15 protein-coding genes are annotated in these 13,009 nt (G+C 44.0%); 9 read left to right on the forward strand and 6 right to left on the reverse strand.

Annotated features, from left to right (window positions below; genetic code table 11):
• The first annotated feature begins 227 nt into the window (after positions 1-227).
• Positions 228-1,088 carry an acyl-CoA desaturase gene (locus tag PseudUWO310_RS08800; protein WP_190315957.1) on the forward strand — a complete coding sequence of 287 codons (861 nt, stop codon included), beginning with the start codon at positions 228-230 and terminating at the stop codon, positions 1,086-1,088.
• A gap of 39 nt (positions 1,089-1,127) precedes the next feature.
• Here PseudUWO310_RS08800 and PseudUWO310_RS08805 read toward each other — a convergent pair whose 3' ends face one another.
• Positions 1,128-2,291 (reverse strand): 1-deoxy-D-xylulose-5-phosphate reductoisomerase, encoded by a 1,164-nt coding sequence (locus tag PseudUWO310_RS08805; protein WP_142600304.1) that lies wholly within the window; start codon positions 2,289-2,291, stop codon positions 1,128-1,130.
• A 434-nt stretch (positions 2,292-2,725) separates the two neighbouring features.
• Here PseudUWO310_RS08805 and psaC point away from each other — a divergent pair, with 434 nt between their 5' ends.
• Both psaC and PseudUWO310_RS08815 read left to right on the forward strand, forming a co-directional pair.
• A complete protein-coding gene (gene psaC, locus PseudUWO310_RS08810; RefSeq protein WP_009628656.1) occupies positions 2,726-2,971 on the forward strand; it encodes a photosystem I iron-sulfur center protein PsaC in 246 nt (81 codons plus the stop codon).
• A gap of 434 nt (positions 2,972-3,405) precedes the next feature.
• On the forward strand, positions 3,406-4,419 hold the full coding sequence (locus PseudUWO310_RS08815) for a M14 family metallopeptidase (protein ID WP_142600305.1): 1,014 nt from the start codon (positions 3,406-3,408) through the stop codon (positions 4,417-4,419).
• 89 nt (positions 4,420-4,508) lie between these two features.
• Here the strand turns inward: PseudUWO310_RS08815 and PseudUWO310_RS08820 are convergent, their stop codons facing one another.
• The gene (locus tag PseudUWO310_RS08820) at positions 4,509-5,357 is read right to left on the reverse strand and encodes an inositol monophosphatase family protein (RefSeq protein WP_142600306.1); all 849 of its coding nucleotides are present in this window, start codon (positions 5,355-5,357) and stop codon (positions 4,509-4,511) included.
• A gap of 405 nt (positions 5,358-5,762) precedes the next feature.
• Between PseudUWO310_RS08820 and PseudUWO310_RS08825 the strand changes: the two genes are divergently transcribed.
• From PseudUWO310_RS08825 to PseudUWO310_RS22825, 6 genes are all read left to right on the forward strand, one after another.
• A complete protein-coding gene (locus PseudUWO310_RS08825) occupies positions 5,763-6,734 on the forward strand; it encodes a M23 family metallopeptidase (RefSeq protein ID WP_142600307.1) in 972 nt (323 codons plus the stop codon).
• A 556-nt stretch (positions 6,735-7,290) separates the two neighbouring features.
• Positions 7,291-7,605, forward strand: coding sequence for a TMEM14 family protein (locus PseudUWO310_RS08830; protein WP_009628661.1), 315 nt, complete (start codon positions 7,291-7,293; stop codon positions 7,603-7,605).
• A gap of 250 nt (positions 7,606-7,855) precedes the next feature.
• Complete coding sequence (gene apcA, locus PseudUWO310_RS08835; protein ID WP_009628662.1) at positions 7,856-8,341, forward strand: allophycocyanin subunit alpha; 486 nt, start codon at positions 7,856-7,858, stop codon at positions 8,339-8,341.
• Between the two features lie 111 nt (positions 8,342-8,452).
• On the forward strand, positions 8,453-8,941 hold the full coding sequence (gene apcB / locus PseudUWO310_RS08840) for an allophycocyanin subunit beta (RefSeq protein WP_009628663.1): 489 nt from the start codon (positions 8,453-8,455) through the stop codon (positions 8,939-8,941).
• 193 nt (positions 8,942-9,134) lie between these two features.
• On the forward strand, positions 9,135-9,338 hold the full coding sequence (locus PseudUWO310_RS08845) for a phycobilisome linker polypeptide (protein ID WP_009628664.1): 204 nt from the start codon (positions 9,135-9,137) through the stop codon (positions 9,336-9,338).
• Positions 9,339-9,790: 452 nt separating this feature from the next.
• Positions 9,791-9,964, forward strand: a complete 174-nt coding sequence (locus PseudUWO310_RS22825) for a hypothetical protein (protein WP_009628665.1) — start codon at positions 9,791-9,793, stop codon at positions 9,962-9,964.
• Positions 9,965-10,015: 51 nt separating this feature from the next.
• Here PseudUWO310_RS22825 and PseudUWO310_RS08850 read toward each other — a convergent pair whose 3' ends face one another.
• The 4 genes from PseudUWO310_RS08850 to PseudUWO310_RS08865 form a co-directional block, all read right to left on the reverse strand.
• Positions 10,016-10,702 (reverse strand): HAD family hydrolase, encoded by a 687-nt coding sequence (locus PseudUWO310_RS08850; RefSeq protein ID WP_142600308.1) that lies wholly within the window; start codon positions 10,700-10,702, stop codon positions 10,016-10,018.
• Positions 10,703-11,040: 338 nt separating this feature from the next.
• Entirely contained in the window at positions 11,041-11,325 is a 285-nt protein-coding gene (locus PseudUWO310_RS08855; RefSeq protein WP_142600309.1) for a hypothetical protein, read from the reverse strand.
• Positions 11,318-11,650 carry a helix-turn-helix domain-containing protein gene (locus PseudUWO310_RS08860; protein ID WP_009628668.1) on the reverse strand — a complete coding sequence of 111 codons (333 nt, stop codon included), beginning with the start codon at positions 11,648-11,650 and terminating at the stop codon, positions 11,318-11,320. Before PseudUWO310_RS08860 ends, PseudUWO310_RS08855 begins: the two co-directional genes overlap by 8 nt.
• A 455-nt stretch (positions 11,651-12,105) precedes the next feature.
• A complete protein-coding gene (locus PseudUWO310_RS08865; protein ID WP_142600310.1) occupies positions 12,106-12,732 on the reverse strand; it encodes a DUF2232 domain-containing protein in 627 nt (208 codons plus the stop codon).
• Positions 12,733-13,009: the final 277 nt, after the last annotated feature.

Genomic DNA, 13,009 nt, shown 5'->3' on the forward strand with positions numbered 1-13,009 from the left:
CCTAAAGCCTGCGGCGCACGCTGCGCGTGCGCCGCAGGCTTTAGGTCTGGATTTTAATTACGCTGAGGTACTTAGTTCATTACCAATTTGTTAAAGGAATACTTGAGAAGTCATAGCTTCTGAATTAGTTCTACCGCGATCGCCATATCTCTTTAACAGTGTGCGATTCAAATTAAAACTAACCTTAGCAAGAATCTTAGAACTATTTAAAATTATTCTTTACAAATATGACCAGATTATTTTCAGACGTTATACCCACACCTTCTAATCCCAATTCCGAACCCTTAAAACTTAGCTGGACATCAATAGCTTTCTTTGCCACCTTCCATATTTTAGCGCTATTGGCTCCTTGGTATTTCTCATGGTCTGCCTTAGGAGTTACGATTCTGTTGCATTGGTTTTTGGGAAGTATTGGGATCTGCTTGGGCTATCACCGTTTATTAAGCCATCGCAGTTTTCATGTCCCCAAATGGTTAGAATATGCGATCGCCTTAGTCGGTGCAGCCGCCCTACAGGGGGGACCAATATTTTGGATTGCGGGGCATCGCCTTCACCACGCCCATACAGAGGATATGGAGCTTGATCCTTACTCTGCTCGCCGAGGATTCTGGTGGAGCCATATGCTATGGATACTTTATCCAAAACCCGACTTTTTTAGCTTAGATAAATATGGCAGATATGCCCCCGATCTCGTGCGCGATCCCTTCTATGTCTGGTTAGATAAATACTTTCTATTACTGCAAATCCCTTTAGGGCTTGGCTTATATCTCCTCGGTGGTTGGTCTTACATTATCTGGGGCATGTGTCTGCGATCGGTTTTACTATGGCACAGCACTTGGTTTATTAACTCCGTTACCCACATGTGGGGCTACCGCACCTTTGAGACTAATGATAATTCGCGCAATCTCTGGTGGGCCGCGATCGTTACCTATGGCGAAGGATGGCACAACAATCACCATGCCTATCCCCATGTAGCAAAGGCGGGCTGGCGTTGGTGGGAAGTTGATGTGACTTGGTGGGCGATTCAAATGCTGAAGAGCCTAGGCTTGGCAACTAAAGTAGTTATGCCACCCGCATTGAAACATTAAAATAAAAAAATGGTGAGATGCAAAGCATCTCACCATTTTTTATGCGATCGCCAACACCTGTTCGATCACGGTTTTTCTTGCCCATTTATCGGCTTCGAGAATATCTTCCAGTTCGGGTTTAGATATGCAATTATGGCGATCGCATACATATTTGATCAAATCTGCAATCTGCACATAGCGAATTCGCTCTTGTAAAAACAGTTCCACTACTTGCTCGTTGGCAGCATTCAACACCGCAGGCATGGTTCCCCCAGCCCGACCTGCGGCGTAGGCTAGTTCCATACAGGGATACTTCTGATGATCGGGGGCGCGGAAGGTCAAAGTGCCACATTTAACCAGATCGAGGCGTTCCCATTGGGTAGGAAGGCGATCGGGATAGGAGAGGGAATAGAGCAGAGGTAAACGCATATCAGGAATCCCCAGTTGCGCTAACACTGAGGTATCTTCTAATTCAATGAGGGAGTGAATAATGCTTTGGGGATGGATCACAATCTCAATCCGATCATAATCCACGCCAAAGAGATAATGAGCTTCAATTACTTCCAAACCTTTATTCATTAAGGTGGCTGAGTCGATCGTAATTTTTTTACCCATTGCCCAGTTAGGATGCTTTAAGGCATCAGCGACAGTAACGGAGGCTAGCTCCTCGGTGGGGCGATCGCGAAAGGCTCCACCTGAAGCCGTGAGAATAATCCGTCGCAATCCCCCTTCTGGCACTCCCTGCAAGCATTGAAAAATTGCCGAATGTTCGGAATCCGCAGGCAATAATTTCACCCCATGTTTTTGCACCAAAGGCACGACCACTTCGCCGCCTGCGATCAAAGTTTCTTTATTGGCTAATGCAATATTTTTACCTGCTTTAATGGCGGCAATTGTTGGCAATAGCCCTGCACAGCCGACAATCCCCGTTACCACTGCCTCCGAATCACCATAGGCGGCAACTGTTTCTACGCCCTCGGCTCCTGCTAGCAAGATTGGTTTTGTGGAAAGATCAGCGATCGCCTCTTTTAATTCGGCAAGTTTCGTTTCGTTAGCGATCGCCACAATTTCGGGCTGAAACTGGCGAATTTGCCTTGCGAAAAGATCAATATTTCCCCCTGCTGTCATTCCCACCACCTGAAATTTTTCAGGATACTCGGCAACAATATCTAACGTTTGCGTACCAATCGAGCCAGTGGAGCCAAGCAGGGTAATGCGTTTCATAGGAAATTTTTTATTAATATTTATTATCTAATCATTAAAGTCTTGCATAGTTTTTTGAGCGATCGCGATCGAAGTCAAAATTTGATATAGCCATAACCAAGGATATGCATGGCGGCGCTTCGTGCCACTATGCTCTGTTTGCTTTTTGAGACAAAAATAAACCCCAGAAGAGTATTGCGCCGCAACACTCTTCTGGGGTTTCTGTCTTAACTTATTTGGCTATAGCCATAATTTATGAATTTATGCCCCACAGGTATGATCTCAAGTATGAGCTTTCCTCAAAAACTGGATTGCAGCCGCAAATATTAATTTGTTTTAAGTTATCTCACAATCTAAGCAACGAATGTAAACCTCTACGATAAACTTGGTTTTAAACATCCCGTGCCTATTTTTCTTTTAGATAGGTACATATAATTGATTGGAGCAATAGCAATATGTCGCATGCAGTCAAAATTTATGACACCTGTATCGGCTGCACACAATGCGTGCGAGCCTGTCCTTGTGATGTTTTGGAAATGGTTCCTTGGGATGGATGCAAAGCGGCTCAAATCGCTTCTTCTCCCCGTACCGAGGACTGCATTGGTTGCAAACGTTGCGAAACTGCTTGCCCCACTGACTTCCTAAGCGTCCGTGTCTATCTTGGTGCTGAAACCAGCCGCAGCATGGGTCTTACCTACTAATTTTGATAATTTTTATGATTATTTTTTAGTAAGTTAGATTCTTGTTTATTTTTCATTAAGTGCAATTATTCTTTATCCTGCATTTAGATTTAGGCGTGCCGATTGGTACGCCTAAATTGTTTTTTATCCCAAAAAGCCCGCTAAGTACTTGTGCAAAATAAATTACCAAACCCGTAAAGTTGCGCTATAAATTACCAACCAACGGGGCACAACTTTACGGGTTTTGGTTTGTAATTAATTATGCCTAGCTACTTATACCAATTCACGAAAGTGTGACAACACTTTCATGAATTAACAACCAAACCCAGTAGGGTTTTGAGATTCCCAAAATGGCGTTGCCATTTTGGGAATTGGTATTATGCGTGTCTTTTGATTCAGTAAAGGCACGCATAGCGTGCCTTTACTATGAGTAATCGCTTTTTTTGATTTTTTCTATGCTTGATATTTTCGATCGCCTACCAGATGGCTTATTAGATCTTGAATCCAACCAACTTTGGCAATTACTCAATCGTCCCACCCTGATCCACATCGAAGGCGATCGCCAACCCGCGTTATTTGTTTCGATTTTGTTACATGGCAATGAAACAACCAGTTGGTTAGCGATGCGCGATTTGCTTCGTAAATATCAACACCAAAAACTACCGCGATCGCTTTCCTTATTTATCGGCAATATTGAGGGGGCAAGGTATCGCCTGAGGCATTTAGACAACCAACCTGACTACAATCGCATTTGGCAAATTGAGGAAGGCTCGGAGGCATTACCAGAGCAAATCATGGCGCAAAAAGTAATTAGGGAAATGCGATCGCGGGGAGTATTTGCAAGTATCGACATTCATAACAATACAGGCAGAAATCCCCACTATGGATGTATTCCTAGCCTAGACAAGCATTCCCTACATCTAGCGCGACTGTTCGATAAAACTGTGGTGCATTACACCAGCCCCAAAACATTGCAGTCCTGTGCTTTTAGTGAATTTTGTCCCGCGATCGTTTTGGAATGCGGACAGCCCGATCTCCCAGAGGGAACTAGCCATGCGCTAGCCTATGTGGAAACCTGCCTCCATCTTGGTAGTTTCGATCGCTTGCCCGATGATGCGATCGCCGATATCGGTCTGTTTCACACCGTAGCGATCGTCAAAATTCCCCATGAGATTAATTTTAGTTTTACAGGCGAGCCTGACGATGACATCACTTTTCCCAATGAGATGGATTGTTTGAATTTCTGTGAATTACCCATTGGGAAAAGCTTCGGCAAAGCGAAAACCGCAAGAGCCTATCTCTCGGCTGTAAGCGAAAATGGAGAAGAAAAAAGCGATCGCTATTTCCAAATTCAAAATGGAGAGATCTTGCTGCAAACGCCTGTAATGCCATCAATGATCACCCTTAACCGCAATATTATTCGCCAAGATTGCCTCTGCTACTTAATGGAACGGTTACCACTTCCCTAAGGGTTACGGCGCATAATTAAACCCCAAAATATGAGTGGTGGCGCTTCGCGCCACCACTCATATTTTGGGGTTTAATTATGCCTAACTACTTAGCGCCCAAAGGGAAACTTAAATGGTAAAGGCTTGATGAGGGCTAGTTCTGCAATCATCTGTTCATGCAAATGACCATTAGTTGCCAGCAATCTCCCTGATTTGGGAAGGTGCTCGCTGCCATCATAGGCGGTGACCATCCCACCCGCCTCGCGCACGATAACTACCCCCGCCGCTAAATCCCATAGCGATAAGCCTCGCTCCCAATAACCATCCAATCGTCCACAGGCGACATAGGCTAAATCCATCGCTGCTGAACCTCCTCGTCGCACGCCTTGAGTGATATGCGTGAAATGGCAAAACTCAGCGTAGTTATTATCCTCAACAAGGGTGCGATCGTAAGCAAATCCCGTTACGAGTAAACTACGGCTGAGTTCTACGGTTTTAGAAACATGAATTGGCAGCCGATTACGGGTCGCTCCTAAACCCGTCGCCGCTCGAAAAATTTCATCGCGAAAGGGATCATAAATTGCACCTACGGAAGGAATTCCATCCACAAGTAAGGCGATCGATACCGATGAGAAGGGATATTGATGAGCATAATTGGTCGTACCATCCAAAGGATCGATCGCCCATAAATAACGGCTCTCAGTATTGCCCAATACACCCGATTCTTCAGCCAAAATTCCATGATCGGGAAAATGGCGCTGCAAAATTGAGAGAACCATTGCTTCCGATTCTTTATCAGCGATCGTTACCAAATCTCCTGGACGTTTTTCCTCAATATTTTCTTGAAGATTTCCCCAGTAGGATTTGAGAATTGCACCTCCTGCACAAGCCGCTTCGGTAGCGATATCTAAGAAAGTTTGCAGTTGCTCTTTACTAACTGAAGCTAGCGAATTTGTCATGATCTTAGGGTAAGAATTTGGATAGAAATTGAGTTAGCAAGTAACTAGAAACCTAGAAGAGCATACCGCCCGCTACGTGGGCGGTATGCTCTCTGGTTTTGGGTTTTAATTCTGCCTAGCTACTTAATACCAGAAATCACTCGATCAGGGTCGGGTGGCAAGTTTTTTGAGGAGAAACTCGTGATTCACAAACCTCCAGTCTCATCCGATTTCACCAGAGATCTCACTCTGGATCTCACCAGATTGGTGGTGTTCATCAAGTGACGATCGCTGCGAGAATAGCAAGGCATTTTATTTATGAAGATTCATGTTGTAATTCTTCATCTTTTGTTACCTTTTGATCAAATCACACATTTAGCCTACTACTGTCCACCCTAACCTCTTCACATTCTCAAGTAATACTCCATGAAGCCCTCTTGGAAATTTTCCCTGTTCTCAGCAACGCTCGCCAGTATGATCGCTAGTACGATCGCCACTTTACTCCCCCCTTCAGCGATCGCCACTTCCACTTCCCCCAACACCCCAGTCGATCAGACCAATGCCAAAGAAGCGGAAGAGCTTTGCGGTAAGCCAACCCTAGATGACCTCACCCAACACAAAGTCAAGCAGGGTGAAACCCTAGAGGCGATCGCCAAGAAATATGAACTCAAAGTCGCAACTTTAATGGGGCTAAATCCTGAAGTCCGCAGTGGCGAAGTCAGCGCAGGTCAAATCCTATCAATTCCCCCTCTAGATGGTTTGACCTATCGCTTTAAGAACGATGAAAACTACACAACTGTCGCCAAAAAATATAATATTCGCGCCGACGTGCTCTTCGAGCGCAATGGCTGCCAACGCAAACCCCAAGTAGTATTCGTGCCTGGAGCATTATGGAAACCCGATCCCGTGCCCTTCAATGCGGCGATCGCTTCTAGAGGATCTGGCAACCCCGATGTCATCTTTCAAACAGGTGGTTATCCCCTGCCCTACGGCGTACCTGTCACATCTCCCTATGGCTGGCGCATGAACCCCGTCACGGCTCTTTGGTCATTTCACAGCGGCATTGACCTCGGCGCACCCTATGGCACTCCTGTACTCGCCGCCAAGGCAGGACGGGTAGACTATGCAGGCTGGGGGGATGGTTATGGCAATCTAGTCGAACTCGATCATGGCTCCACAGGTACACGTTATGCCCACCTCGCCGCTATTTACGTTAGCCAAGGTCAAAATGTTGCTCAAGGTCAGCAACTTGGTATTGTCGGCTCCACAGGGCGATCGACAGGTCCCCACTTGCACTTTGAGATTATGGTTCCCTCAGGCGATGGTTGGGTAGCTCTCGACCCAGCACCATATCTCAATCGCATCGCCTCAGCTATAACCAACTTACCCTTACTATAGCTACAGTCACTTGAATGAGGACAAATCAAGCCCCAAGAATTGAGTGGCGGCGCGAAGCGCCGCCACTCAATTCTTGGGGATTATGTCCTAATACACTTAGTGACAGCTATATAAGCCAAGCAAAGCAGTTTAGGGACTTGCGATTTAATGAAGTACCAAATATAAAACCAGAATCGGTGGCGCGGCTCCGCCGCGCCACCGATTCTGGTAAATCTGGATTGGTATCTTATTTTCTCGCAAGTCCCTTAGTAATTTTTTATCCGTGTCACAAAAGAGGTGACCTCTTTTGTCGAATCAAAACCCCAAAGATGAGTGGCGGCGCAAAGCGCCGCCACTCATCTTTGGGGTTTTATGTCCTAAGAAAACCTTACGTTGCCATATAAGCGCATATTCACAGGCGCATATTCACAGGCGCATTTGTAAATATGTGTAACTAAACCTTTGCCTTAGCGATCGCCCAGAAATACAGTTCGCTAGCATAGGCTGTGACGGGCGATACTCCATGTCGCCATTAAAAATTTCTTACCCAATCTTCAAAAACCTCATACACACGACTATGACCTTTTCCCCCAGTGCCATTGCTTTGCTCGTATACGGAATTATCGCCATCGTGGGTGGCATCATCGGCTTTGCCAAGAGCAAAAGCCAAGCATCGATCATCTCAGGCAGCATTAGTGGTGTGGGACTGTTAATTGCAGGAACAGCCGTCGCCAAAAACTTAGAGTGGGGCAAAATTGCTGGTATGGCGATCGCCGCTCTTTTGGTGATCGTATTTATCGTGCGTCTGATCAAAACAAAAAAATTTATGCCCGCAGGCTTAATGATCCTCGGAGGAGCCGCAACCCTTTGCGCAGCAATACTTCCAAGCTAATCGATCTAGGTTTTCAACTCTAGTGATAACATAAGAAATGTTAAGAAGTGTGATGAAGAAAAGCTTGTAGACAACGCAATGCTTCAAAATGTTTTGGTAATCATTGCTTTGACAAAGAAACCTTCCATGTCAGACAAGCCCCAAACTTTTGTAAGCGTCCTTAGGGCATTACTAAAGCAAAGGAATTTCTGCATGGTACGGCATCACATCAATCGTTTTTATTCACATTTTTGATTGGAGAAAAAATTAAATGAGCGTAGTCACGAAGTCCATCGTGAATGCAGATGCTGAAGCACGTTACCTCAGCCCTGGTGAACTAGATCGCATTAAGGGCTTTGTAAGCTCTGGCGAACGTCGTCTTCGCATTGCCCAAACCTTGACCGAATCCCGCGAGCGCATCGTTAAGCAAGCTGGCGATCAACTATTCCAAAAGCGTCCTGATGTTGTTTCTCCTGGTGGAAATGCATACGGCGAACAAATGACCGCTACTTGCTTGCGCGACTTGGACTACTACCTCCGCTTGGTAACCTACGGAGTTGTATCTGGTGATGTCACCCCTATCGAAGAAATCGGTCTAGTTGGCGTTAAGGAAATGTACAATTCCTTGGGCACTCCTATTCCTGGTGTTGCTGAAGGCGTACGTGGTTTGAAGAACGCAGCATCCGCTTTGTTGTCTGGTGAAGATGCAGCCGAAGCTGGCTACTACTTTGACTATGTCATCGGTGCAATGCAGTAGATCGGTTCTAGATTTGTTTTAATATTTTTAAAGCACTTCTTTTTAAAGAACTTCGGATTTCTAAATTTCTAAATTCAAAAAACTAATTGCAAACCTAAAAAATATATTAAAATGGCACAAGACGCAATTACCTCAGTTATTAATTCCGCCGACGTTCAAGGTAAGTACCTTGATGCAGCTTCTCTAGAAAAGCTAAAGGGCTATTTTGCAACTGGCGAACTTCGCGTTCGTGCATCCGCAGCGATCGCCGCTAACTCTGCAACCATCGTTAAAGAAGCAGTTGCTAAGTCTCTCTTGTACTCTGATGTCACCCGTCCCGGTGGCAACATGTACACCACCCGTCGTTATGCCGCATGTATCCGCGACCTCGACTACTACCTCCGCTATGCAACCTACGCAATGCTTGCTGGTGATGCTTCGATTCTTGACGAGCGCGTACTCAATGGCTTGAAAGAAACCTACAACTCCCTCGGAGTACCTGTAGTTTCTACAATCCAAGCTATTCAAGCGATCAAAGAAGTTGCTGCTAGCATCGTTGGTTCTGAAGCTGGTAAGGAATTGGGTGTATATCTCGATTACATCAGCTCTGGCTTGAGCTAATTGCCGATATAGTTTTAGACTTTGTTTTTTGCCGAACGTAAAAAATAAAGTACTGTATTTTACAGAGCTGTATTTACAAGGCGGCGGCGGTAGGTAGCTAAAGCTCCTATCTCGCCGCCAATGTTTATATCTGTCTAAAAAAATTTCTTTGTAATTCATCTTTAAATAACTGGCTCTGAAGGAGATTGCCGCTATGCGGAGTTTTAAAATCACTGCTTGTGTACCTAGTCAAACTCGCATTCGTACACAACGAGAGTTGCAAAATACCTATTTCACCAAGCTAGTGTCCTATGACAACTGGTTTGCTGAGCAGCAACGCATTATGAAAATGGGTGGCAAGATTATCAAAGTTGAACTAGCTACTGGCAAGCAAGGCACCAATACTGGCTTGCTTTAATTTTCTTTTTTGTCCCAAACCTAAAAAGCCACTGAATTATAAACATTCAGTGGCTTTTTAGGTTTTCAAACCCTTATACCAATTAAAACCAATTCCCAAAATGGCGTTGCCATTTTGGGAATTGGTATAAAACCCAAAATAGTGTTGCCGCGCTCCGCGCGGCAACACTATTTTGGGTTTTATGTCCTGATACAGTTGACGACCACTATAAAATCGAGATCGCTACAGACTGGCTTATCGCCGTCATAAGGAATACTTTTAAATTTTTTGGTAAAAATATTTCTTTGGGTATATCTAAGAAAAATGTTTGTCATGATACAGTTTTCTCAATAACTTTAAAGTATTGTTACGTTATGTTGACACAGTGACCAATATCTACTTGTCAAGCAACTTCAATGCATCGGTTAAGGTCATAGTTTAGTGTCATTGATTGATTCGTAAAAGAGGTACATATGAGTGACTTACCTATCGAAAAGCAATTTACCCATATGATGTTTTGCCAACAAATCCAAAACATCGATCTAGATGCAGCGAAGCAACTCCTTACAGAGTTACATATGCTTTATTTGGGTCAGCAAGCCGTTATGGTAAAAATTGCGAAGCAAGAATTTTTAGGGGGAATATAACCTACAAATCACAAATGAGATAAGAGTTAGCGCAATGTGCTAATTCTTATCTCACCTTTCGAGGATATTGGTTATCGCGGCGGACAAATTAGAAACAATCTGATTTGGTTTGTACTTTATGATTTGCGTATGATTGCGAATACCACTTAAAACGGCGATCGCAGGTATATTATGGGTTTGAGCAGCTATAATATCTGCCTCTGTATCACCGATCATCCATTGCTCTTGTACTGGTGGCAATTGGGTCTGAGCAAGTTTCATTAACTTGGGTTTATCTTGAGTATCAACCGTTTTTACATAGTCGTCATCAAGGCAAAAAATACGATCGCTATGGAAAAAACGCCTTAAATTATATCGATCTAGTACGGGTTCCAATTCGCGACGACGACGCATAGTCATAACCGCCAGCTCAATTCCTGCTGCTTGAGCTTTTTCCAAGGCAGGAACTGCATTTTCAAGGAGTTGATCGTAGGCGAAATACGGATCTGTATGGACAGTAGCTCGCCGCAGATGGGCAAAAGCGATCGCTTGTTTTTCCTCAACAAAGCCCGTGAGACTGGCGATCTCCTTTTCTGGCACTTGAGATCGCTTTAATTCCCAGAACTCCAACTTGGAAAGGATTTTAAGCTCTTGGGTGGGACGAGATATTTTCTCTGAGCAATATAGATAAACTTGGTAATAGCGATCGGACACATCCATAATCGGTCCATCAAAATCTGTAAATATGCGTCTTTTCATATTTTTAAAAGCTATTGCACCTAACGATAAAAAACAGTAATACCAAATCACAAAGTGGCTACGCCATTTTGTGATTTTAAAACCCTTACTGGGTTTGGTTTTCAATTTCCAAAAGTGTAGCCACACTTTTGCGAATTATAGCTATAGTCAGTAATATTAGGACAACAATCAAACCCGATAGAGAGTTGCGGCGCTTTGCGCCGCAACTCTCTATCGGGTTTGATGTCCTGACTTAAGTGGATATAGCTAAGCGCCGCATATGTCTTTCGGTTTGGCTAATGTCATATCAGCTTAGCGCGTTGAAATATGGTCATAAGGAGCGGAGATTGCGATCGTCTTCAGACTAATGAAATATTGGGTTCGGAAATCCAAGCCCCATAGACATTTAAGATCCTATTTATTAAAAGCTGAGACTGAGCAGAAATTGCTTGAGGATAAGTAAGCCACATGCCACCTATTTGACTTCCTAAATAGCTGAATTCCTTGCTATCTTGCCAAAATAGTTCGGCTTTCACATCCTCAATCTGCTCGATATGGGATGCTAGCTCTCGATACATCGCCAGAGCAATATCAGGGTTATAAATAATCTTGCAACGTATAATCGCTAATTCCCCGCTAGGCACTTTCTAATTCCTGTCCCAAATCCTTTGCATCTAAAACATTAATGACTGGCGGCGTGCCAATTATGCAGCAGTTAACTTCATCAATACAGACTTTTCCCCATTGTAGAGCCCATCTTACCAGTGAGACCCTATTGTCAGTCTTGGTTTTGGTCAATATATTACTAATGTGATTATCTACAGTACGTTTGCTAATCGCTAGCTTTAGGGCGATATCTTGATTAGTTAAACCTGCGGCAACTAATTCAATCACTTGTAGCTCTCGCTCTGACAAGACAATTGATGAATTGGTGATTACAGTTTGATTTGATTCGGCGGGGTTGGTCATGATAACGAGGTTAATTTGCGCCAATATTTCTGAATTATACTCATTCTGGCGGTTAACTAATGAGTATAATTTCTTATTCGGGATTGTGTCAATTAATTAAGTTTACTCAGAAACTTAAAACGAGGATTATATGGTAGGGATTAATGTCGCGCCACACCACCCATCCCTACCTATTTAGCACTATAGCTACAGTCACTTGAATGAGGACAAATCAAAACCCAAGAATTAATTGGCGGCGCTTCGCGCCGCCAATTAATTCTTGGGTTTTATGTCCTAGTACACTTGGCGACAGCTATAATACCAATTTCCAAAAGTGTTGTCACACTTTCACGAATTGGTATAAAACCTGCGGCGCACGCTACGCGTGCGCCGCAGGTTTTAGGGTTTTATATTTAATTAAGCCCACTTACTTACCAAAACGAGATTCAAGAAGAACGACATTTTTAAGCTAATTTTTAGGCTAATAAAGATTCTAGCCACTTGGGGGGATGGGGAATGGGATTACCAATCCGATCTAGTACGATCCAAGCGACTAAATGGACGAGTAATTGGTAGGCTAAATTGCTAATAAGTATTGAGGCGATCGCAAAGGCTTGGATCATCGCGAAGTCTGGCTGTTCGAGGGATCCAAACAGTTGCATCAACCAATTGAGAAATCCAGAGATCTGCACGATCGAATAGGTCCAAACATTTTCGCCCAATAAAACCGATAGAAATACAAATTGAAAAGCCGTACCAACGGAGCCAATTATGGTGGCGATGCTAAGGGAACCAGACCAAGGAAAATCGCGTTTCCAAAGATAGCCGAGGGTAACTCCAACTAAACCATGGGGCACGATGTATTGAATACTACGGGTTGGTCCCATCAGGATCGCTAGTAGTAGGGATGTGACCACCATCGCCATCCAAGCAGCACGACTATTCCAGCGCAAATAAGCTAAAGCCGTGGGCAATGGGAAAAGCATTCGCAACAGAGGTCCAAGGGGAAAGTAATAGTTGACTAAAAACAACATGGCAGTGGTACTGGCAAGAAATGCAGTTTCCACCATTTCACGAGGATCTGTATGCGGCAGTTTTTTCATTTATAAAGCAATTTGCGAAAAATTATTTTTAGAAAAGCTTACAAATCCTCTTACTCCCTTCCCAGCTATACCAATTCACGAAAATGTGACAACAAGTGAATTAAAAACCAAACCTAGTAAGGGTTTGAAAAGCTAAAAATGGCTACGCCATTTTCGGTATTAAGGATTAGCCGTTGCGCCGCAACATCTAATCCTTATTTTTTGATGAGGCTGGAAAGGGGGTAAGAGGATAGATTCGAGAGGAATAGGGTTAGCTATGCGGGGGATACTCGCCTTT

Origin of the sequence: Pseudanabaena sp. UWO310 (assembly GCF_006861605.1) — a bacterium.
Taxonomy (GTDB): domain Bacteria; phylum Cyanobacteriota; class Cyanobacteriia; order Pseudanabaenales; family Pseudanabaenaceae; genus Pseudanabaena.